The 21148-nt window shown below is 42.1% G+C and carries 19 protein-coding genes; 6 read left to right on the top strand and 13 right to left on the bottom strand.

Going from position 1 to position 21148, the window contains the following annotated elements:
• Window positions 1–338: 338 nt before the first annotated feature.
• The 3 genes from RMY27_RS16245 to RMY27_RS16235 all read right to left on the bottom strand — a co-directional run bounded on the left by RMY27_RS16245 (window position 339) and on the right by RMY27_RS16235 (window position 3089).
• A complete protein-coding gene (locus RMY27_RS16245; RefSeq protein WP_322664863.1) occupies window positions 339–1013 on the bottom strand; it encodes a DUF2834 domain-containing protein in 675 nt (224 codons plus the stop codon).
• Between the two features lie 119 nt (window positions 1014–1132).
• The gene (locus RMY27_RS16240) at window positions 1133–2284 is read right to left on the bottom strand and encodes a heat-inducible transcriptional repressor HrcA (RefSeq protein WP_322664861.1); all 1152 of its coding nucleotides are present in this window, start codon (window positions 2282–2284) and stop codon (window positions 1133–1135) included.
• Window positions 2285–2756: 472 nt separating this feature from the next.
• The gene (locus RMY27_RS16235; RefSeq protein WP_322664859.1) at window positions 2757–3089 is read right to left on the bottom strand and encodes a rhodanese-like domain-containing protein; all 333 of its coding nucleotides are present in this window, start codon (window positions 3087–3089) and stop codon (window positions 2757–2759) included.
• Window positions 3090–3248: 159 nt separating this feature from the next.
• Here RMY27_RS16235 and RMY27_RS16230 point away from each other — a divergent pair, with 159 nt between their 5' ends.
• The 4 genes from RMY27_RS16230 to RMY27_RS16215 all read left to right on the top strand — a co-directional run bounded on the left by RMY27_RS16230 (window position 3249) and on the right by RMY27_RS16215 (window position 7413).
• Window positions 3249–4910 (top strand): DUF3352 domain-containing protein, encoded by a 1662-nt coding sequence (locus tag RMY27_RS16230; protein WP_322664857.1) that lies wholly within the window; start codon window positions 3249–3251, stop codon window positions 4908–4910.
• A gap of 330 nt (window positions 4911–5240) precedes the next feature.
• On the top strand, window positions 5241–5735 hold the full coding sequence (locus RMY27_RS16225) for a hypothetical protein (protein ID WP_322664856.1): 495 nt from the start codon (window positions 5241–5243) through the stop codon (window positions 5733–5735).
• A gap of 160 nt (window positions 5736–5895) precedes the next feature.
• Window positions 5896–6660: a serine O-acetyltransferase gene (gene cysE / locus RMY27_RS16220; protein ID WP_322664855.1), complete on the top strand. Its 765-nt coding sequence runs from the start codon at window positions 5896–5898 to the stop codon at window positions 6658–6660.
• Window positions 6661–6714: 54 nt separating this feature from the next.
• Window positions 6715–7413, top strand: a complete 699-nt coding sequence (locus RMY27_RS16215) for a L,D-transpeptidase (protein ID WP_322664853.1) — start codon at window positions 6715–6717, stop codon at window positions 7411–7413.
• 14 nt (window positions 7414–7427) lie between these two features.
• Here RMY27_RS16215 and RMY27_RS16210 read toward each other — a convergent pair whose 3' ends face one another.
• The gene (locus tag RMY27_RS16210; protein ID WP_322664851.1) at window positions 7428–8012 is read right to left on the bottom strand and encodes an Npun_F5749 family FMN-dependent PPOX-type flavoprotein; all 585 of its coding nucleotides are present in this window, start codon (window positions 8010–8012) and stop codon (window positions 7428–7430) included.
• Between the two features lie 850 nt (window positions 8013–8862).
• Here RMY27_RS16210 and RMY27_RS16205 point away from each other — a divergent pair.
• Together RMY27_RS16205 and RMY27_RS16200 are read left to right on the top strand one after the other, a co-directional pair.
• Window positions 8863–9456, top strand: coding sequence for a DUF4360 domain-containing protein (locus tag RMY27_RS16205; RefSeq protein WP_322664849.1), 594 nt, complete (start codon window positions 8863–8865; stop codon window positions 9454–9456).
• 160 nt (window positions 9457–9616) lie between these two features.
• Window positions 9617–10135 carry a hypothetical protein gene (locus RMY27_RS16200; protein WP_322664847.1) on the top strand — a complete coding sequence of 173 codons (519 nt, stop codon included), beginning with the start codon at window positions 9617–9619 and terminating at the stop codon, window positions 10133–10135.
• Between the two features lie 275 nt (window positions 10136–10410).
• Here the strand turns inward: RMY27_RS16200 and RMY27_RS16195 are convergent, their stop codons facing one another.
• The 9 genes from RMY27_RS16195 to pilM form a co-directional block, all read right to left on the bottom strand.
• Window positions 10411–11862 (bottom strand): NAD(P)/FAD-dependent oxidoreductase, encoded by a 1452-nt coding sequence (locus tag RMY27_RS16195; protein ID WP_322664845.1) that lies wholly within the window; start codon window positions 11860–11862, stop codon window positions 10411–10413.
• Window positions 11863–11934: 72 nt separating this feature from the next.
• Window positions 11935–13026, bottom strand: coding sequence for a threonine-phosphate decarboxylase CobD (gene cobD, locus RMY27_RS16190; RefSeq protein WP_322664843.1), 1092 nt, complete (start codon window positions 13024–13026; stop codon window positions 11935–11937).
• A gap of 26 nt (window positions 13027–13052) precedes the next feature.
• Entirely contained in the window at window positions 13053–13337 is a 285-nt protein-coding gene (locus RMY27_RS16185) for an HU family DNA-binding protein (protein ID WP_010998076.1), read from the bottom strand.
• A gap of 777 nt (window positions 13338–14114) precedes the next feature.
• A complete protein-coding gene (locus tag RMY27_RS16180; RefSeq protein WP_322664841.1) occupies window positions 14115–14756 on the bottom strand; it encodes a Uma2 family endonuclease in 642 nt (213 codons plus the stop codon).
• Window positions 14757–14811: 55 nt separating this feature from the next.
• On the bottom strand, window positions 14812–15387 hold the full coding sequence (locus tag RMY27_RS16175) for a Uma2 family endonuclease (RefSeq protein ID WP_322664840.1): 576 nt from the start codon (window positions 15385–15387) through the stop codon (window positions 14812–14814).
• A gap of 684 nt (window positions 15388–16071) precedes the next feature.
• Window positions 16072–18162, bottom strand: a complete 2091-nt coding sequence (locus tag RMY27_RS16170) for an AMIN domain-containing protein (protein WP_322664838.1) — start codon at window positions 18160–18162, stop codon at window positions 16072–16074.
• A gap of 277 nt (window positions 18163–18439) precedes the next feature.
• Window positions 18440–19204 (bottom strand): pilus assembly protein PilO, encoded by a 765-nt coding sequence (locus RMY27_RS16165; protein ID WP_322664836.1) that lies wholly within the window; start codon window positions 19202–19204, stop codon window positions 18440–18442.
• Complete coding sequence (locus RMY27_RS16160; RefSeq protein WP_322664835.1) at window positions 19201–19977, bottom strand: PilN domain-containing protein; 777 nt, start codon at window positions 19975–19977, stop codon at window positions 19201–19203. Before RMY27_RS16160 ends, RMY27_RS16165 begins: the two co-directional genes overlap by 4 nt.
• A 4-nt stretch (window positions 19978–19981) precedes the next feature.
• Window positions 19982–21088 (bottom strand): type IV pilus assembly protein PilM, encoded by a 1107-nt coding sequence (gene pilM / locus RMY27_RS16155; RefSeq protein WP_194042182.1) that lies wholly within the window; start codon window positions 21086–21088, stop codon window positions 19982–19984.
• Between the last annotated feature and the right edge of the window lie 60 nt (window positions 21089–21148).

Raw genomic sequence — 21148 nt, 5'->3', positions numbered from 1 at the left:
ATCCCATACATTGGCGCTTTGGCGCTGTTGTAAGGTTGTTGTCATTGTTTTATAAATGCGATTATTTGCAGATGAATTAGGTAGGTTTGACTACCTGTTACACATCTTAAATAATTTATTGCGTTTTGTAAAGTACTTTCAGAAAAAACTTTCTCTTGGGATTTACGTACCCACAGAAAATCCCCAAACCTTTGAAAAAGCGGGGACTTTGGGTAATATCACTTTGGATTTTAGACTTCGGCTTACCTCGGCTCCGGCTCCATCGAGCGAAGTCGAGATGCTCGGCACAAGTCGCTCAGTCGAACGATTTTGGAATTATGAAAAATGCACTTTATTCTTTAATTCGTTGCTGGCTGCTTGGATATGGACTCTATACCCACTTCTTGTAAAGGTGGACGCATAGATAAATAAACCAATGGCCCAAATAGCGGTATCAAGGCTATTAACCAGAATAACTGCGGATTTTTCCAACCGCGACGCGCCATATCATCCCCCAGCAACGTGGGAAATAATAGGCAGAGTAAGCAAAAATCTAAACTCATCACATGGATGAAGCGGTTAGTTTGCCACTCTTGCACAAAATTGCTCCAATCTCCACCTCTTATACCGTAGGTAACTAGAATAACCGTGGCTATAGTTAATACGAAACCAGTCACACGAGAATCTAGTAATTTGAGCAAGATATTCTTTTTACCGACAAACTGATTATTTGGTTCTCTAAAGGCTAAGTACGGCAACAAGGCAAAAGCACCAACTCCGAAAGAGACAGTAGCAAACACCCAAGCAGGTATTTTTTGTCCTCTACCATCAATAAAGATTACTGCACTGTAAATAAGAGGCCAGATGCCCATGAGGTTGAATAGTGCTATGACTAACGGGTTAACGCCTTGCCACTGCCCAATAGAAAGGTTTTTAATTAACTCGAATGTACCAGGTTGCTCAGGAGGCGCGAGGAAAAAAGCATAGACAACAAATCCCAGCCACAGTAGACCAAAGGCAATTTTTCTAAGCATGAAAGATTTAAGTAGTATTAATTATTGATTTTGCCGTTATAAATACGGCTATCTGCTTGCTATGGTATTGTTTGCTCGCCTAAAGGCGTAGCGGCTTGTTCCTAAAGATTAATCGCTAATTAAGGATTGAAATAGCTGAAAGCTTCTGAGAGATAATCAGCAGCAGATGCTACTACTGCGATCGCACTTTCATAATCTAAACGCGTTGGCCCCAAAACTCCCACACTTCCTACGGGTATAGAACCTCGGCGATAGTTAGAAGAAATTAAGGTACAGGTACGTATCGGTTCTAATGGATTTTCTGCGCCAATGCGAATCGTTACCTTTGGTTTACCACCATCCTCTGGTTCTGGTTCTTCAAATATTAATCGCCACAGTTGGTCTTGTTCTTCTTCCAGCAGGTGGATAATCGTTTGTACCTGCTGTAACTGGGAAAATTCTGGCTGGCGTAAAACTTCTGACACACCCCGAACCATAATTTGGGTTGCAGTCGGTGCAAGAGTGCGACGAGTCAATTCTGCAACTGAGTTTTTCAAAAATTCCCCGTAGCGTTGGAACTCCTGATCTAGTTCGCTCCAGTTGAGGTTGGCTAATTCCAACAGACTTCGCCCCCGTAAGTGGGTATTCAAAAAGTTAGAAACAATCTGTAACTCGCGATCAATTACCTCTGAATCCCGTTGGGTTTCTTCTGGTGTTGGCGACAAATCCATCAATTTAGAATGTGTCTCATAACCATCTGTCACCACAATCAGCATGATCCGTCCGGCTTCAATTTGCACTAATTGTAGATGTCGCAATAACGCTGTAGTGGTTTGCGGCATCGTGATCAAGCTAATGCAACCACTTAAGGTTGCTAAAATCTGCGCTGCTCCTTGTAGTAGAGTTTCTAAACTCCGATCTTCCCACTGGAGATGCTTTTGCAGTGCTACTTCTACTTCTCGCCCTAAAGTTTCTGTACCACTTTGTGGAAGTAAGCTACGCATAGCGTCTGTCTGCGACACGCTGCGCGAACGCAGAGAAGGTGTAATTAGCTGGTCAACATAAATACGATAACCTGAATCTGAAGGTACACGTCCAGCAGAGGCATGTGGTTGGTAGAGCAATCCAGACTTTTCTAAAACACCCATTACATTGCGAATTGTCGCCGAGCTTACGCCCAGATCGTACTCCTCAACTAAAGCCTTTGAACCAACAGGCTCTGCCGTTGCAATGTAGTGACGTACCGTTGCCCAAAGTATATGCTGTTGTCGATTTGTTAACTGAACTTCCATAGGGTATGTTTTGCTGAAGGCAAATTTTAATCAAACTCTGAAAAAATTTGTGGATTTAATCGAAAACAGAGAATCTTAATAATTTATTAAGATAAGATAGCAAATTAGACAACTATCTTATGATAAGTATTTTTAAACGTTATATATAGAGCATTTTTTAAGAGTAAAGTTGGAATAGTAGCTCAACTTTATTTTTGCAAAAGCTGCTAGTTATAATGTACCCTCGCGATGCTTCTTTATAACCGTATTTTTGCACAAATTTTTACTTGCAACAGTATTATTAGATACGTATATTTTTGCAAGGGCTAATGCTGAAGTGTGATTTGGGACAGTCGAAAAGTTTTGTGCAGATGTACCTGATACCCAAATTATAAGCTTTCCAGCAAGCCTATAAGTTGATGTACTTCTGCTTTTAGCATAGCAAACGCCAGATGGAAGGGTAAGTTCCATCTGAGTGATGTATCTGAAAAAGCTAATATTGGGGAATTGAAGGGTCTACTAGTAGGGAATAAGCATCAATACCACCCGAAATATTTTGCACATTTGTAAAACCTTGGGCAATCAACCACTGGCACATCTGGGCAGAGCGGATGCCATGATGGCATAACACCAGGGTTTCAGCTTGGGGATTAAAGAGGGTAGGTACTTGATCTCCCCATTCGGCAAATTGACTTAAAGGTAGGTTGACAAAGCCTTCAATGCTAGCGATCGCCAATTCTTCTGGTTCACGCACATCTACTAGCTGAATACTTGCATCACTAGAAGAAAGACGTTGCGCCAGTTCTTCTACACTAATTTGATTCATGAGTTCCCTGTCATGAGGTTTTTGTAAATAGTCCTAATACTATTTATGGTGACAGAAAATTTCTGCCTTGACATCAGCATCCATTCTCAAGAGGGTTGATTAATTCTGCTAGGCTTTCTGCTTAAATGGCTGTAAACCGTCTTTTTTAATAGGTTTAATGTGAATAGGCAACGTTCATTTATCGGTTTTATCGTAGCTGGGGCGATCGCAGTGCTAGTAATTGCGATCGCAGGCTTTTACTGGTTTTTCGCTAAAAGTCCGGCTAACCTCATTGGTTCTAGCTCTGGGCCTGGTGCAGCCATATTCGTGTCGAAACTGTCCCCTGCAATGGTTTCATTATTGACAAATCCTGACCGTTTGCAGGCGTTGGAGCGCGAAGAGGAGCTATCTAAACTCAAAACCAGTTTATTTGCCAAGAGTGACATAGATTACAAACAAGACATTCAACCCTGGTTAGGGGACGAAATTACATTAGCTATCACCACCTTAGATATTGATCGCGATCAAGAAAACGGACAGCAGCCAGGATATCTGTTAGCATTAGCAACCAAACAACCGGAGAAAAGCCGCGAGTTTGTGGAATTGTTGTTTTCTAAACGAGCGTTAGCTGGTGCAAACTTAGCTGTTGAACAATATAAAGGTGTAAAACTAATTTCTGACAATTCCCAGCCAGAACAAGACTTGCTTGCTGGTGCTGTTGTCGGTGAAGGCTTTGTGTTGTTTGCCAACGATCCGAAAGTACTACGAGATGCTATCAATAACGTCCAAGCGCCCGATCTGAATTTAACTAGCTCACCCGAATACCAAAAAGCTACCAAAGAACAGATCAAAGGGGGTTTAGCTGTAGCTTTCTTGAATCTTCCCATCGTGGCAAAATGGCAAGGGTTAGAGTTACCAGAACAACTTTATAACAGCCAAATTATATCCTTGGTGTTAAATCCTAAAGGATTGCTGGCAGAAACCACCTTTTTGACTTCATCGGAAATTGTCCCTCCATCTGCACCGTTATCTAAACCTGTGGGAGCATTGCAATATGTTCCAGCATCCGCAGGTTTAGCAATTTCCGGCTCGAATTTGAGTAATTTGGCTGACAGTGACTTAGCCAAACTCTGGAAACAAGCAACAGCAACTATATATGGTTCTGGGGAAGATGTGGTTTCTCGGTTAGCAAAACCTTTGGCAGATGTTCAAAAACGCTGGGGTATAAACTTACCAGAGGATATTTTTAGCTGGGTACAAGGAGAATATGCTATAGCATTGTTACCGGAGAAAGAGCAAACAACTCCTCATTGGATTTTTGTAGTAGAAAAATCCGAGGGTGTGGAAAAAGGTATTGCTCGATTAGATGCGATCGCCTCATCCAACGGACTCAGCATCAATACCCTGACTATAGATCAGCAAAAAATCTCCGCTTGGACAGAGTTAACCACGGCTACAAAAAAAAGCGATGTCAAAGAAGGAGAATCTTTTAGCATTGAAACAAAAGTACAGGCATTGCATACAACTTTAGGAAATTACGAAATTTTCACGTCTGACTTAGAGACTATGGATGAAATTCTCACAACCAAGAATAATTCCATAATTGACAATCCTAATTTCAAAGATAGTATTGCGGCAATTCCCCTACCAAACCAAGGCTATATATATCTTGACTGGACAAAGAGCCAGAATTTGTTAGAGCGTCAAGTACCTGTTCTCAAACTAGTGGAAGTCTTAGGTAAACCATTTTTTAATAACCTGCGATCGCTCACAGTCAGTAGTTATGGAACTGACACGCGATCGCTCAAAGGTGGTGTCTTCTTCAAACTCCATAATTCGTGAGATTTTCATAAAAGCTCAGGTGCAGAAGATAAAGGTAAAAAATTATTTTACCTTTACCCTTTACCTTCTGTACTTTCTTGCTTAAACATATTTACGTAGGTTTTATGTAATATTTGCTAGCTAATAATTTGATTGCCAGAATTTCCCACTCGGATGCGATTTAAGCCTACTGTCGAGATCCAGAAACAACCTAGCAATTAGCTGTCAACTTTCCAAAACATTAACTGTGGCACATTTGAATGTGGCACACCCAACTGAAATTTCACTGGATTTTTTTCATTAGAATATGTATATATCATCACTAATTTAAAAGCCTGTTGGAGGGCTACTATGAAATACTGTTGCCCCCGACTTCAGTTTCGCGGCGGTTGGCTGTTGGCTATTATATTTACCGCCATTACAGCTACCCCTGGGATAGCACAGACAGCAAACTTTGCCACCTTGAATTTATCAACAAACTTTGATTCATCACAAGGAACAGTGCAGGGGTTTACAGGCGGTTCTTACTCACTGTCTGCCATAAGTAACCGCGATCGCGATCAAAAAGCCTGTATTGGCTTTGCCGATTCTAAACCAGATCACATTATGGTTTTGGAAAAAGACTTTTCCCAGCTAACAATCCAAGTTGATAGCAACAACAACGACACCACTTTAATCATCCAAGGCCCAGATAAAACTACGATTCGTTGTGGTGATGACACTGGCAAAAGTAAAGATGCTAGCGTTAGCGATCGCGACTGGAAAAGGGGCACATATCGGATTTGGGTAGGTACATTTAACCCTGGAGTTAAGCGTGATTATACTCTAAAAGTGGAGCAGCAGTGAATTGGGGAATGGGGAGTAGACGAGAAGTTGTAGTAAGTTTTTCCCCTCTGCACCTCAGCCTGTTGTACCCAATCCCCAATTCTGATTCCCAATTTTTAGGTGTAACCTGAGAGGATAATATGGGAGAGTAGCTTGTTGTGCTTTCCGAGGGTGCTATCTCGTGCTATCTATACTGCGTGCTGACTTTCGTATCATATTTGAACGTGACCCAGCTGCCCGTAACTGGTTGGAAGTTTTATTTTGTTACCCTGGTTTGCAAGCCCTGTTATTCCATAGGCTGGCTCACTGGCTGTATAGTGTTGGTCTTCCCTTTATTCCGCGCCTGATTTCTCACTTGGCTCGGTTTTTGACTGGAATTGAAATCCACCCTGGTGCAACAATTGGGCAAAGTGTGTTTATTGACCACGGGATGGGTGTAGTAATTGGTGAAACTGCGATCGTGGGAGACTATGCTCTAATTTATCAAGGTGTCACCCTTGGGGGTACTGGTAAAGAATGTGGTAAACGCCATCCTACTGTGGGTGAAAACGTCGTAGTCGGAGCGGGAGCGAAGGTACTAGGCAATATCCAAATTGGCAATAATGTCCGTATTGGTGCTGGTTCTGTTGTTTTAAGAGATGTGCCTTCAGACTGTACCGTGGTAGGTGTGCCTGGGCGCATCATGTATCGTTCTGGAGTTCGGGTTTCACCTCTTGAACACAATAACTTACCAGATTCAGAAGCTCAAGTAATTCGTGCTTTAGTAGACCGGATTGAGGCGTTGGAAGAACAAATACAAACTCTTCAGCGCAACAGTTCTTCAGAAAAAACCCCTGTGTTAGTAGGTTGTGTAGCTTCTAACCAAGCTGATTTATCCCAAGACGCTCCTGTGTGCAGCCTTAAAGATAAGGCAATACAGGAGTTTCTAGATGGTGCAGGTATTTAAAGAATTAATCTGCACTTTTGTTTAATTCTATTTAGCTGCAACAAATCTGAGGCAATGACAAAAGAGCCACCCAGCAAAACTCATTTGCATCGTCAGAAGATACTAATAATTCTTCTAGTGCTGATAAGTGGCTCTTTATTCTATTTACTATTAGTTCGGCTAGGATTGATGATGCCTGTGGAGCAAATTACTCAGGTATTGTGTTTTCAAGATTGTCAGCCTGAACCACAACTTCATACTCCCTTAGCCGAAGACGAATTATTGAATTACGACCAACCCCTTGAGCAATTAGTTTCTACAGCCAATAACAATAAGAAAATTTCTCTTTTAATTGAAAAATCTAGACACAGACTAACCCTGTACTATGACCTAAAACCACTCAAGTCTTACCCTGTAGTTTTTGGTACTAACCCCATTGGCGACAAACAAGCAGAGGGTGACAGCAAAACTCCAGAAGGTATTCTGCAAATCAAAGACCTTTATCCTCACCCACAATGGTCGAAGTTCCTATGGCTTGACTATCCCAATACCCGATCTTGGCGAAAGTATTTTCAGGCAAAAGCTAGTGGTAAGTTACCTTGGCATATTCCTATTGGGGGCGAAGTTGGGATACATGGTGTCCCTGTGGGCAGAGATAACATGATTAGCGATCGCTATAATTGGACTTTGGGTTGTCCTTCCCTGAAAAACAAAGATGTAGATGAACTATATCAATGGGTACAAAAAGGTACAGTTGTCGAGATTCTTCCTTAATTTGAAAAGATTGTTCAAGGATTAATTTCTTCACAAAACCACTCTTGATTTTCATCACGCTGATAAAACCTTCTATTTTGTGGTTCACCGCGTAATTCTAAATGATCGACCTGCACCGGATCGAGTAGCAGTAGACAAAAATTAGGCACTGGCTGCATAGGTTCGGGTGCTGGTGGTGCAAAAGCTTCTGGGTTTTCAACTCTGGGTTTACCAGGATGCGGCCAAGCAAACTGTAAACGCGCCGCATCACTTAATTCTTGCCATATAGCGATCCGGGCTGGCTGTAAAACCTGGTCAGAATCATTACTGCTTATTAGGGCCAAACAACCAGTGATGCGAAATTGTTCTCGTGTATTGGGGAAGTACCAGCAAACTTCTGCCCAAGGTTGTTGCTGTATCTGATCGGCTTTGGCGCTACGGTTATCGGTGATAAATTTTAGCTGGTTTGTATCTTCCAGAAAGCCGCGAAAGACTAGGGTACGATTGGCGGGGCGACCATTCGCTTGTAGCGTTGCTAGTTGCAGGTAACGGGCATAAACAAGGCTACGGTTGCGATGGAGTGCATGAGCGATCGCACTTCGCCAAGGAGCAAGAGACATTATACAATTCTGTTGGTAATCTAGCGCCAGGTATTCTTGAACATACTACCACTTCAATACTTCTGGTTGAGCGCCAGTGATTCCTAAAAGTTATCTAATGCCAAGAAGCTTTAAGATTCCGGTGCTCTAAGCCTTATTAGGGGGTAAGACCCCCTATTCACCAGCTATATCCTTAAAGGCGAGGGAGACTGGGAGGGAGAGGTCTGTCGAACTCACGTTAATATAGATTCTCAATAAAAACAGCTATTTCACTGCGATATCTGCGGCGGGCTATGACGCTCGACGGTTCACTAAGGCTGCGCTATCGGTATCGCACTATTAAATCGGTGATTTATACCCCTAATTTTTAGCACCTAACTTTGGAGTACTGCACCTCAATACTACAATACTACTATTTTGAAGTTGGCAGTGTTCGGAAACACAATATGTATGTGATCAAGAACACATATTTTTTAATTGAGACAACTATATGATCTTCCCCACATGGACATACAGCAAGAATACATTTTGCAACTTGATGTCCATCTTCTTTCTGTTAACTCCAGCTATATACGGTTATGCTTCATTTTCTGATTGAGCAGAAATTGTCAAAGCATATTTGAAAGGATTTCCCACAATTGAAGAAGGCACAAGCCTGTAAGTATCAATCAAAACTTTAGTTGTGGGTGATTGCCCACTACTAGAACAAATTTGTGTCGAGATATGTAACACCAGACACAAATTATCTTTGCTTCAATCTCATGCTTTGAACCGTGGGATTAAAGCAAAGATGCCTTCATACCTGGTACCTTCTGGCTTCTGAATGCATTTTTCATCAAAAAACAACTCTAGCAACATAGGTACATTCAATATGAACTTTAAACAATTTGGTGTATTACTTTCTATATCTACAATTCTTGGACTCAACGTGATTGGGACCAAGGTTTTGGCTGACGAGCCTAGTATTACTTTTGGAGATGCAATCGGGTCTGGTGGATGTGTTGTTGCCGATCAGCTTGCTGGAGCTGATGGTAGAACCTTATCGCTCATCTTGGATAACTTTAATGCATTCAATGGTGGCCGTAAAAGGTGTATTTTACGCGTTCAAACTTTTATTCCAAGTGGTTTCATCATCCAAAATGTACAAGTACTGTACCAAGGAAATACTGATATTAATAGAGGGAGTAGAGGTACCAGCTTAAGCAGAACTTATAGCTTTAGTGGTGGTGCTTTTGGGCAAGCCGTAGCTACCCCTCAAACTACCAACTTTACAACGACTAAGGCATTTGCGGAGCAAGATGAGATTACTGTTCTAGCTGCTTCAGGTTTATGTAGTGGTGGTGGGCAAGGATTATTAGGTATTAATGCGGTTGTACAATCCTCATCAGCAAGTTCTATTTTCGTTGATACAGCCGATATCAATGCTGGGGATGTAATACTTTCTTTTGACCTAAAGCGTTGCTAGTAGTTGCTTTTAGCTATTCTGGGGATAGATGGTGATACACTGCACCAAATTTCAAATTTAGTGGTCTTCAATGAGTGGTGGGTCTAAATTCCCCACTCATTGAATCTACCGAATGTATTCTTCTTTAAAATTACAAATTTCTATTGATGGAGAGTAAGTTATGTTGAGATTAAGTAATGCACGTAATTTTTTCATATTAATGTGCTTGTTTTTGTCCTATTGTTATGATGCCAATTCATCTAGCGCTGCTGCTCCAATAAACAACCAGCCAAAATTTTCGGTTAATAAGGGATGTAATATAAGTTTCAATCCGCAAATAAGTCAGTTTACACTTCGCTCTCCTATAACTGTAAAGGGGCAATCGTCAAGGGCTAGATGTATCATTAGAATTGATACCTCTAATACTCAAAAGCAATTTAGGCTCGTGCCTTTAGCTGTAAAAGGTGTAGTAAAGAAAGCAACAGCACGAGTAGCTATCACATCATTTTTACTTGGGGATAAAGCAACACCATATCAAATAACATATGGAAATGCTAGAAATTTTGATTTGACCAAGCAAATACTTCCAACTAACTACACAACTACAGGAAAAAGTGTTTTAGGCGTTAATTTAGTATTAACAACAACCGGAGGAGAATTAGTGTTGACAGATTTCAAGTTTGCAGTTCAACAAAAATAATAAGCTCAATTTTGAGCGATGCTCCCCAATTCTGATGACGTTGCGTTTGCAATCAAGGTGCTGTCACTATTGGCAAAGGCAGCGATAACTGCAAAGTCAGTATCCTTATGGAATTCAGTAATGATATAGGACTCATATCTGATTTTTGAACTATATTTTAGATAAAACCCTTATAAAACGGGCTTTTCAGTCTCAAAATGTTTTCAAAAATCAAATCGGAGTCCTATATCAGTACCTTGTTTAAGTTATTATAGTGACAACTCCATACGTAAGTTTTAATTCCAATTGCGGCGGAAATGAAAGAAGCCTTCTAAAAACTCTTGCAAAGCAATATTGCTATTTAACCTCTGCTTACTCCACTCTCTTGCAGTTCGTTCCAGAAGTTCTGAGAAACTGGGATAGGCAGGAGATAAATTTGCTAAATGTTTGACTTTTATTTTTTGTGATATTGCCAAGGCAATCAAATTAATTAATTCTCCAGCTTCTGCCCCCAATATCGAAGCTCCCAAAATTTCCCCATTGCGTAGCACAATTAATTTACACATACCAGTGGTTTCATCCCGAAGTTGGGCTGCTGCTACTGTTTTAAAATACTGTCGCAAAACTAAAACTTCATCTCGACGAAATTGGCGTTTTGCCTGTGCCTCTGTCAAACCCACTTGTGCCAGCATCGGCGCAGAAAATATTGCCCAAGGAATTGAGGAATAATTTACTCGTAATCTAGGGAAAAATAGTGCATTGTTTAAAGCAATTTTTGCTTCATAATTAGCAACATTGGCAAAGTCGTAACCACCAATTACATCACCACAAGCATAAATGCGGTGGTTAGTGGTTTGCAGTTTATCATTCACCACTAAGCTATGACGATGCCATTTCACACCTACTGCTGCCAGATTTAGAGATTCAAGATTCGGCTGTTGTCCAGTCGCCACTAAAATTTCATCAGTTTCAATCGCCTTATCTCCTGCTTGAATCCACTTTTTATTTTCAATTAGCCTCACCTGAGTTACTGGTTTTTCGGTGAGGACGCGCACACCTTCTACTTCCAACTGTGCCTGAAGCAATATGGCTATCTCAGGATCTAAATATGGAAGAACATAAGGATGCTTGACTACCAGCGTCACACTGCAACCAAACCTTGCTAAAGTTTGAGCAATTTCAATGCTTTGGGGAATTCCACCGATAATGACCCAATTTTTGGGTAATGTCGTTCCCTGGAAAGATTGCCAAATATTAGAGAGGGTTAGATAGCCAGTGGTTTGCAATCCTTCAATCTCTGGAATTTCTGGACGCGAACCACTAGCTAGCAAATAAGTACGGGCGCGTAGTAGGCGATTGTTAACGGCAAAAGCCAATTGGGGTGAAGATTGAAATTGACCACTGCCAACGATCGCATCGACTCCCTGCGCGGCTAGAATGGCTGGGGAATGCTGTTCTTGGAGATTTGAAGCGACGCATTGAGCATACAGCATCGCTTCTTGCCATGCCATAGATATATGGCATTCTTCTGAAGTATCAGTGTGTGTGGCATGAATACCAAAACCAACCGCATCCTTCAACTTCTGCGCTAGTTTACCAATTTCGGTAAGAGCATGGTGATGAGTAAACCCGTAGTCTACTTTGGGTTGTACCAGGGCAACTGTAGCACGTAGTTGGGTTGCAGCAAGTGCAGCATAGTATCCAGCAAGACTGCCGCCAATAATTACAACATCGTAGTCAATTGTCATTTGTCATTTGTCATTTGTCATTGGGCATTGGGTATGAGAATGAAAGATTACCTCATCTCCCTTACTCCCCACTCACTGCCCACTCAGCACTGAGTTTAGCGCTGTTAGTAAGCGTTGGTTATCGGATTCTTCACGTACAGCAACCCGGAAAAAGCGATCGCCTAGTTCTTTAAAACTAAGGCAATCGCGGATTAAAATCTGGTGATACTTGAGTAATTGTTGCTGTAACTGGGAAGTAGATTCTTGGGACTCAACCAGTAAAAAGTTAGCAGCACTTGCTTGGGGTTGCAATCCTGGGATTTTAGCTAAACCCTGAAATAGTTGGTTTCGTGCAGGTGGTAGCCATGCCCAGGTTTGTTGCTGAAACTCCGTATCTTGGAGTGCTGCAATTGCCGCCGCTGCCGCTAGTGTGTTTACAGGCCAAGGATCGCGCCATAGCTGCCATTTAGCTAGGCAGTCAGGGTGTGCGATCGCATATCCCAATCGCAGTCCTGGGAGACTGTAAAATTTGGTCAGCGATCGCAATACTACTAAATTCGGATATTCCTGCACCACCGGAATCAGGCTTTGTTCCTCATTGGGCGGCACAAAATCCATAAATGCTTCATCCACCACAACTAAAGCAAATTGCTCCAGGTAGGGCAAAATAGACTCCCGTGAAAATAGCTTTCCGCTTGGGTTATGGGGGTTATTTAGCAATAGTCCATAGTGAGTGCTGAGTGCTAAGTGCTGAGTGCTGAGTAAAACTAGTAACTCAGCACTCGACACTCGTCGCTCAGAACTAATCAGGGGACACTCCAGCACTTTAGCGTTGTACGCTGCCAAGGTTCGGTAGTAATCGCCAAAGGCTGGAGTGATTAAAATTGTTGCGGCTAATTGAGCTAATTCCCTACCGATTAAAGTGAGTAATTCTGCGGAGCCGTTACCCGGCAGAATCCACTCAGACGGCAATTGATGGAAGTGACTGAGAGCTAGTCTCAGTTCACTATAGTTTGGGTCTGGATAGTGCTTAAGATTACCAATTTGGGACTTGATAGCAGCGATCGCGCTGTTTGGAGGACCCAACGGGCTGATGCTAGCAGAAAAATCCAGAATAGCATCAGGGGGACAGCCAGCCAGTGCTGCTGCCCAGGCTAAATTTCCCCCGTGTGCAGGTTGCCGCATTAAAAAAGGGTTCCCGAAGACAGAACCTATGCTTTTGGGGGTGCTACCTTTTCTCTAAACAGTTTTCCTGCGGAGAAGGCAGGAACCCTCGTCGCTGGAATTTCCATTTTTTCATTTGTTTTCGGGTTGCGACCTTCACGAGCTTTACGTTCCCGTGATTCAAATGAGCCAAATCCCACCAATGTAACCTTATCACCAGAGGAAACCGCTTCAATAATTGTTTCCAAAGCGGCAGTTAAGACTGCATCCGCTTGTTTCTTGGTAACACTAGCCTTTTCAGCTACGGCATCAACTAATTCACCTTTGTTCATGTCAAACTCCTGAAGGTTTATTTGAAATTTCAGTACGGATGCATAATAATACATTTGTACTGAAATATTTGCTTGCGGAAATACAAAAATCATCCTTTGGGAGTATTTTTACTCAAAACGGCTGTACATCCCATCGGCTCGACTTTTCAATGAATCATTCTAAGGTGTTGTAGCCTGATGTGGATAGATGAAACCATTAATTTATATAGATTTCAGGATTTTTTGTAATTTTAGGGTACTTGTTTCACTAAAAACCACCCCAAAAGTAGGAAAAAATACCTAGTAAATCCCGCAATTGCAAAGAAAACAGGGGAGGGGGGAGGGGGGAGATGGTCAATGTTTGTTGGCATTCATTACCGATGTTGAAGAGTTATTGCTGAAATTAACCAATTTTTATGGAGATTGAAGGCTCAGATTCCCGATTTCTCTAAAAAATCAGGGATTTTGCTCAGTTTTTATGTCTTCTGAAAAATCCAACGCAAAATTTAACCCTCTAGCAAGCTTTTTGAGTCAAGAAGGGGTAAAAATTAAAGCTTTTCCCTACAAGGCTATCCATTAGTCACATCTTTCTTAACATCACATCTTTCTTAACATTTGTGGTGGCGATGCCTACGGCGGTAAACTACGCTGCGACAACTTCTTCTGGCGCGTTGGTTACACATAGCTTTGACCTAGTATTATGACGAACCCAGGCACTCAACAAACCCTTGCAAGAATAAATGCTGAAAGCCCCTGAGTATGTGGCTGTTGAATATCCGCGCATTCATGCCGAGTGAGTCAATCCCTAGCAGAAATTTTTTGTTGCACCCAAGCCCGAAAAGCACGGGTAGTAGCAATTTCCCCATTCTTTTTAGCTTCTTGAATAAACCGAGGAATCTCCTTCACCGACACAGACGCAAAAGTAGGGCTGGTTTGAACTTCTGAATATTGTCCACCTGCAAGCGTGTAAACTCTCAGCACACTGCCGTTATAACGCCAAAATTCAGGGACTCCCATCGCAGCATAAAGCTTAAGCTTGTCTATTGCAGACCGGGAATATTCCACCTCTAGCACAAGGTCAGGGGGTGGGTCGATAGCTATATCAATATTTTCTTTATCTCGAACTAGCGCTTCATTTTGGATATAATAGCTACTATCTGGCTCGGCTCCCCGCTGCAAATCATCCCGCGTTAAAGTTAGCGAACCAGCGCGTTTAATTTCCCAGCCCAACTCTTCGCACAATACACCAACAAAAACCTCTATTAAGCGATTTGAGTTCTCGTGCGGCATTTGTGGGATCATAATTTCTAAGGTTCGATTGTCATAAGCCAGTCGGGAGTTTCGCTCTGAACCCATTTCAGCCAGCATGGTTTTAAATGTTTGCCAGCTAATGTTTTGGAGTAAAACCCTATTTTCTGCGGGTGTTGTTATTGCCACCATAGTTCAATTCTTTGCAACAAACCTTTTTCCAGTACTGTATCCTTACACCGAACTTTTACCAAATTCGTTGTATATTGAGTACAAAATCAGGTAAAACACTTTCGCCGGAAATAGTTTGAGGAAATTTTAAAACTTCTACATTTTGTCCTAGACGATAAATTTCTACTTCCTGCTTTTTTCGGTTAATCAACCAACCTAGACGACAACCATTTTCGATATACTCTTGCATCTTGTTCTGAGTTTTTTTCAAGCTGTCATTAGGTGAGAGGATCTCGATGACAAAATCAGGACATAGGGGAATAAATTTTTCTTTTTGTTCTTTAGTCAAAGCATCCCAACGAAATTTTTTTACCCAAGAAACATCTGGAGAACGGTCAGCACCGGATGGTAAAGTAAATCCAGTTGATGAATCAAAAACTTCGCCCAATTGATTTTGGTCGTTCCAGAACCATATTTGAGCGTTAATAATAGAATTAGTTTTTCCCGTTTCCCCTCCCGTAGGTGGCATTATAATCAAGTCTCCTTGGGCATTGCGTTCTAATTTTAAATCGGGGTTTTCTTCACACAATTGATAAAACTGCTCTCTTGTCAGTTTAATTACAGAATTGAGGTTTAATGTAAGTGCTGTCATAAGAGTATTTCCCTTTTTATTAGATGAGTGGGCTACAAATCTATATCCATATATTTCAAGGGCTTTCTCGGCAATTATACCAACACCATCTGTTGCGCTGAGTAACACCCCAGAATTAATATAATGCGATGTGCAACTTATTCTTAAAACCCCACTTCTATTCCTCTCCCCGAAACGGAGAGAGGCTTTGATTCTTGCTCCCCTTCCCTGGTAGGGAAGGGGTTGGGGGTTAGGTTTGAGAGTAAAGTTGCACATAGCGTAATATAAGTTATTTTCATTCTTCTCTACCCTGTAGTCCACCTCTGCGACTGGCTAGTTATTTTTCAATTTCATCTTAATCTAATAAATGTTTACCAGAAGCAACAATCTTAGTGCGAATTTGCTGCAAACGTTCGCTCAATGGGATTTTATTTGCAAAGTTTTTCAAACCAAGAAATTCAACAAAATCTAAAACTTCTACTTGCTTGTCTTATGGAAGAGAACGTCACTTTGTTAATAACTCTTGTTCTGAACTCATTAGTATTTACCCACTACTGTTACTTCTATTGTGAGTGGGTATTTTTATTGTAGAATGACGTTTAAATTTAATCCTACTTGTGAACAAGAAGATCCCCAACTTCTTTAAGAAGTTGGGGATCTGAGCCTTTAGCAGAGGTGACTCACCTACTGATTCATTATCTTTAATTACCTGCCAGGAACCTTTAACCCCCGACGCTCAAGGATTTGTCGCACCTCTGGGCTGGGCGCATAGTTATAACCGTAGGCAGAATTCTCTGTGTCATCCATAATCTGAGGTGTAAGCAACACAATCACTTCTTTGCGTTGATTATCTTTATTTGTTCTTCTAAATAATGCTCCAATCAGTGGAAGATCGCCCAAAATAGGAATCTTGGAAACAGTTGTTCGGTCTTCATCTTGAATGATGCCACTAAGAATAAGTGTTTGCCCATCTCGCAGGCGAACCAAACCAGAATTTAAAGAGCGTTCTGATACTAGAAATATTGTTTGGCTGCCGTCTCCTACAACAATCTCTTCTGAAGACTGCGGTGCTTTGATAACAGGTGCCACAGACAGAGAAACAAAACCATTGTCATCAATCCGCTCAATTTTGACACCCAAAGTTAATCCCACCTCCGCTTTCTCGGTAGTAATTGTTTGTGTAGCAATATCATCACCACGAGTTATTTCGTTCTTAACATTTCCTATTACCTCTTGGGTCAGCTTGACATTAGCTGTTTGACCTTCTTGGACAATTAAGGTTGGGTCAGTCAAAATTTTGGCATTGCGATTTTGCACCTGAGCCGTCAAATTAGCAATAAAACGTCTGGGGAAAGAGCTTAAACCGTTAAAGTTTAAGTTTGCTGAACCGTTACTATTGGAAAAATAAGTGTTGTCAACACCAAAGGAAAAGCTGGTATTTAGGTCATCGATTTTATTGAGGTTAACATCAATAATCTTGACGTTAACTGCTACTTGGCGGCGACGAATATCAAGCTGAGTTAGTTGAGCCATTGCAATTTCAATGAGTCTAGGCGGGCCAATTAAGGTAAGGGAATTGGTGCGCTCATCTCCTAATGCCTGTAAACCTCTAAGTAATGGGGTAGAGTCTTCGTAATCAACACGTTGAGTTTCAACTCTGCTTTCTATGGTCGTCTGAGTTTGGGTGATGGGAGCAATTCCAGTACCTACAGGTACGGCATTAACACTAGTAACTTGTCGTTCGCGGCTGACGGCACTTTCTGCTCCCAAGCCGACCAAAAAGTTCAGGGCGACTCCTACTGTCACCTGATTGAGTCGCAGGTTACGCATAACCATGTCACGGGTCGCATTAGGTAGTTTCGGTCCAACGAAAACTGTACGATTACTGCGGTTAGCTTCTAAACCACTCAAACGCAAGACGTAGTTAAACACATCTTGTACTGGCTCGTTTTCTATATCTAAAGAGATGGTTTGAGAAGTTGCTTGTGCAGCAGCACCTTGCTGTCCTCCACCACCTTGCTCACCTCCGATATAAGCCAGGTTCAAATTAGCAGCACGGGCAAGTAATGATAAAACCTCACGTACTGGCGCATCTCGTAGTACTAGGCGGGGTACACGTTCCTGAGTTCCTAAGTCAATGGTGCTAGGAGACGCATCGGTAGCAGAAATAGCAATATCTCCCACAGGTGGAGCAACGGCTCTGGGTAAGAAAGGTGGAGCCTGACTCAGAGGTTTACCTGGCCCAGCAGCTTGTGCAGGTTGTCCGTCAATAGTGACTTCCGGGTTGGGAACGAGAACATCTGGCTTTTGACCAGGTTGGGCCGGAGTTGTAACAGGTGGTGCTGTGGATGTTGGGGCTGTTGGCGTTGGCGCTGATGCTGTAGTGCCTGTTGAAGGGCTAAAGCTGAGTGTAATTCCATTTGGCGATCGCACCACAGGTTGACTGCCAGGTGCATTGTTGCTGCCAGTTACCGTCACCCGAACACTATTAGCATCAAGCTGATTAACCTCGACAGATGCAATTCCTGGTGCTGGGTTATCTTGACGAAAGCTATTACCTTGTGGTAATCGTAATTGAGTGTTGATAACATCAGCGACTAAAGCCTTGCCTCTTTTTGTAGTGAAAACTTGGGGGCGTGACCCAGAAGAAGTTTTCAAAGCAACGCTAATTCCACCATTAACGGGATTTAGCTTGACATCAGTAACTTGACTAATTTGTGCCCAAACTGGTTGAGCCGCCAAAAATACAAAAGCGGCAGTACCTAAAATAAAACTATTACCGTGAAGCTGTTTCACAGTTCATTCCTCACCTTATAAAACCCTGTTTACATACAATTTTGAGTAGGCGATTAGAAACCGCACGCCAATTGCTTATGGGGAAACCCCATTGGTGCTAACCTCTTCCTGTGGGAGAAGACCGCGCTTTGACTACACGAGACTTTCCCACCTACCCTGCGGGAACGTCAACGGCGAACGTGAGTTTCAAAACCCTCAATTTTTCCTTAGTCTGCGGCAAGGGTTTATCTACGCTTGTGTAGCCGCGAATTCTATATTCGTCCTAGCTCTAATTTGACTACTTTTTCGCAGCAGCTTTAGCTGCTGCGGCTATTTCTTCTGGACTAAGTGGCATCAATACCTGTAACTGGAATGATGTATTAATCGCTGCTGGACCAACCCGCATCGGCGTTTTGTCTAATGGGGATCTTGACTCTGCTGGAGCCAAAGTTGCTTGATAATCTTTAACTATTAACAAAGGCTGTAACCGCTCGATGTTACGAATTATCGATTGTGTTTGTTCATAAGTTGCAGTAATCTCGGCATTGATACTACTGCGTTGCAGCTTGCCGTCAACCTGTAGTCCTAGACTTCCATCGACAATTGGTTCTGGTTTTTGGGAAATTGGCACAAATTTCTTCAGTTTGGCTCTTACTGCATTAATAGAAGTTGGAGTATTGCCAGACTCAATTAAGCGGTTCAAATCCAATAGCAATGTATCTAAGGTTTTTTCGTTAGCAAATAAACTTAAAACCTGAACTTTTTGCTGCTTTGCCTGTGCTAGTTCGTCTTTAACTTTGTCAATCTGTTTGATATTGGCTTTTTTTTGCTCAATTTGCGCTTGCAGTTCAGTGCTTTTGGCTTGCTGCTGCTGATAGCTTTCCCAAGCTGGCATCAGCAGGTTTAACACTATATAAGCTGCTCCCGCTAAACCAACTACCCCCACCAAGATTCCAATAATTTTTGGTGTGAAAGCAATACCAAATACCACAGGTGAGGCTGGCGCTGCCTGATCGAATTCCCCAGCTTGTTCGGCAAAATTTAAATCATCACTCAGCGTCATTTTGAAATGACTCCTGTTTGTTGCATATTACGAATTCGAGTTACTAACCCCACTGTGCCTTTTTTTTCTAACTCTCGAATTAATTCCGACGCTGGAACGTCGTTCATGCTCGATTGAATAGTGTATTTAACTACTTGAGGTGGCTTAATTATTACATCAGTAGAAGATTGACTCGCACTTGCTGTTAAGGGAGCCTCTACTAACGTTGCTGTCAGAATTCTGGTTTCTGCGGACTTCAAAAACTGAGACTGTTGTAAACTCAATAAGAAATCATTGACATCATTAAAAGAACGAGCCAATCCGTTAATTTCTAATCCCCCTGCGGGATTATTTGGTGGCTGACCTGCCGCTACCGCAATGGGTGGGATTTGCTTGATGTTCTCGATTTGCACTGCGCTTGGGATGCGATCGCGCAAATCTTGCAGCATGGCTGACCAAGGACGAATCTGGTCAAATACAGTTACTAAAGCTTGGGTTTCCCCTTTAATTGCATTTGTCTCGGCTTTGATTTTGTTCAGATTTCCTATTTCTGTATCTAACCTCTTGCTTTCTTGATCTAGTTGTGCAATCTGACCATCTAATTCAACAATCTTCCCTTGTAACAACCACCAACCAACTCCCAATAAAGCTGGAAGACCTACACCTACTGCAACTCCCACATACAGTAGTGTTAAATCCCCTGTAGGAAATTTGAGGTTTATTCCTCCCTTTCTCTCAGGCTTTTTCTGGTATGCTGGGCGGTCTTTAAGAAAGTTAACATCTAGGCTGTACATTTTATTACACCTCCCGCATTCCTAGACCAAGTACGATCGCCAAACCAGAGCGTTGTACCTGTGGATATTTATCAGTGTCCACTTCCAAAGACAAAGACCCGATTGGATCTATTTGGGTAGTTGGCAAACTCAATCGTTGGGTAAAAAATTCATCTAGCTGTTGAAGTCCACCTCCTGGCCCAGCTAATAAAATCTGCGCTACCTCCAAATTTTCACTTTGATTTAGGTAAAAATCGATGGAGCGGCGCAGTTCATCCGTTAGTTCTCCCAAGACTCTTAATATGGCAGCCATGCCAGGATCGAGTTCGGTAACGCCAGTTTTCCCGCCATCTATGGGAGTTGCAGGAATAACCATTCCGTGTAACATTTCCATATTTCGTGATGTAGGTAAGCTCATTGCCCTTGCTAAGGCAGTTTGCATTTGATAAGTCCCGATTGGGACTGTGCGTGAAAATTGCGGTACTCCGTTAACGATGATGGCAATTTCTGTACTGTCGAACTCGATATCAACTAATACTGCTGCTTCTTGCGGCCCAAATTGTCGTAGTTGTTCGCGAATAGTCCGAATTAGAGCAAAACTGTTAATTTCTAAAACATCAATTTGTAATCCTGCTTGCTCAAATGTACTTATATAGGTATCCGTTATCTCTTTGCGGGTGGCAACTAGGAGTACGTGTACTTTTTCAATGCCATCTTCATCTACAAAATACCCAAGTTTCTGATAATCTACATCAGCCTCTTCACGAGGATAGGGTAAATACAAACCTGCTTCATGGTTTAGCACCATTTCTCGCAGTTCTTTATCATCTAACTCTGCTGGCACTGGTATAATCCGAACGATAGAATCTCGTCCTGGTACACCAGTAGCAACATGAGAAGTTTTGATTTTGCTCTCAGCTAGCGCCTGCTGGATTAATTGCGCCATTGCTGGCGGGTCGTTGATTTGACCATCAGTAACTATCCCTTCTGGAACTGCTACCGATGTATAGATTTCTAGTTTCAAGCCTTGACCCTGCTTGCGTAGCTGAACAACATTCACCCGTTCGGGAGCAAGTTCAATGCCTACCCCTTTTTTCGATTTGCCAAACAGACTATTGAAGCTTTTTACCACAGTTGTGCCCGCTGGACTACTAAATTGAAATATTTAAATTAGTTGCAGTAAAGGCGTTAT

This window comes from Nostoc sp. DedQUE09, assembly GCF_034530915.1.
In the GTDB taxonomy this organism is placed as follows: Bacteria; Cyanobacteriota; Cyanobacteriia; order Cyanobacteriales; family Nostocaceae; genus Nostoc.
Note: the sequence above shows the minus strand (reverse complement) of the source record. Positions and strands in the feature narration are given on the sequence as shown.

What these genes read in the sequence shown, in the direction of transcription:
- RMY27_RS16245 (WP_322664863.1), bottom strand. Translation starts at nt 1,013, where the DNA reads ATGCTTAGAAAAATTGCCTTTGGTCTACTGTGGCTGGGATTTGTTGTC.
- RMY27_RS16240 (WP_322664861.1), bottom strand. Translation starts at nt 2,284, where the DNA reads ATGGAAGTTCAGTTAACAAATCGACAACAGCATATACTTTGGGCAACG.
- RMY27_RS16235 (WP_322664859.1), bottom strand. Translation starts at nt 3,089, where the DNA reads ATGAATCAAATTAGTGTAGAAGAACTGGCGCAACGTCTTTCTTCTAGT.
- RMY27_RS16225 (WP_322664856.1), top strand. Translation starts at nt 5,241, where the DNA reads ATGAAATACTGTTGCCCCCGACTTCAGTTTCGCGGCGGTTGGCTGTTG.
- RMY27_RS16215 (WP_322664853.1), top strand. Translation starts at nt 6,715, where the DNA reads ATGACAAAAGAGCCACCCAGCAAAACTCATTTGCATCGTCAGAAGATA.
- RMY27_RS16210 (WP_322664851.1), bottom strand. Translation starts at nt 8,012, where the DNA reads ATGTCTCTTGCTCCTTGGCGAAGTGCGATCGCTCATGCACTCCATCGC.
- RMY27_RS16205 (WP_322664849.1), top strand. Translation starts at nt 8,863, where the DNA reads ATGAACTTTAAACAATTTGGTGTATTACTTTCTATATCTACAATTCTT.
- RMY27_RS16200 (WP_322664847.1), top strand. Translation starts at nt 9,617, where the DNA reads ATGTTGAGATTAAGTAATGCACGTAATTTTTTCATATTAATGTGCTTG.
- RMY27_RS16195 (WP_322664845.1), bottom strand. Translation starts at nt 11,862, where the DNA reads ATGACAATTGACTACGATGTTGTAATTATTGGCGGCAGTCTTGCTGGA.
- cobD (WP_322664843.1), bottom strand. Translation starts at nt 13,026, where the DNA reads ATGCGGCAACCTGCACACGGGGGAAATTTAGCCTGGGCAGCAGCACTG.
- RMY27_RS16185 (WP_010998076.1), bottom strand. Translation starts at nt 13,337, where the DNA reads ATGAACAAAGGTGAATTAGTTGATGCCGTAGCTGAAAAGGCTAGTGTT.
- RMY27_RS16180 (WP_322664841.1), bottom strand. Translation starts at nt 14,756, where the DNA reads ATGGTGGCAATAACAACACCCGCAGAAAATAGGGTTTTACTCCAAAAC.
- RMY27_RS16175 (WP_322664840.1), bottom strand. Translation starts at nt 15,387, where the DNA reads ATGACAGCACTTACATTAAACCTCAATTCTGTAATTAAACTGACAAGA.
- RMY27_RS16165 (WP_322664836.1), bottom strand. Translation starts at nt 19,204, where the DNA reads ATGACGCTGAGTGATGATTTAAATTTTGCCGAACAAGCTGGGGAATTC.
- RMY27_RS16160 (WP_322664835.1), bottom strand. Translation starts at nt 19,977, where the DNA reads ATGTACAGCCTAGATGTTAACTTTCTTAAAGACCGCCCAGCATACCAG.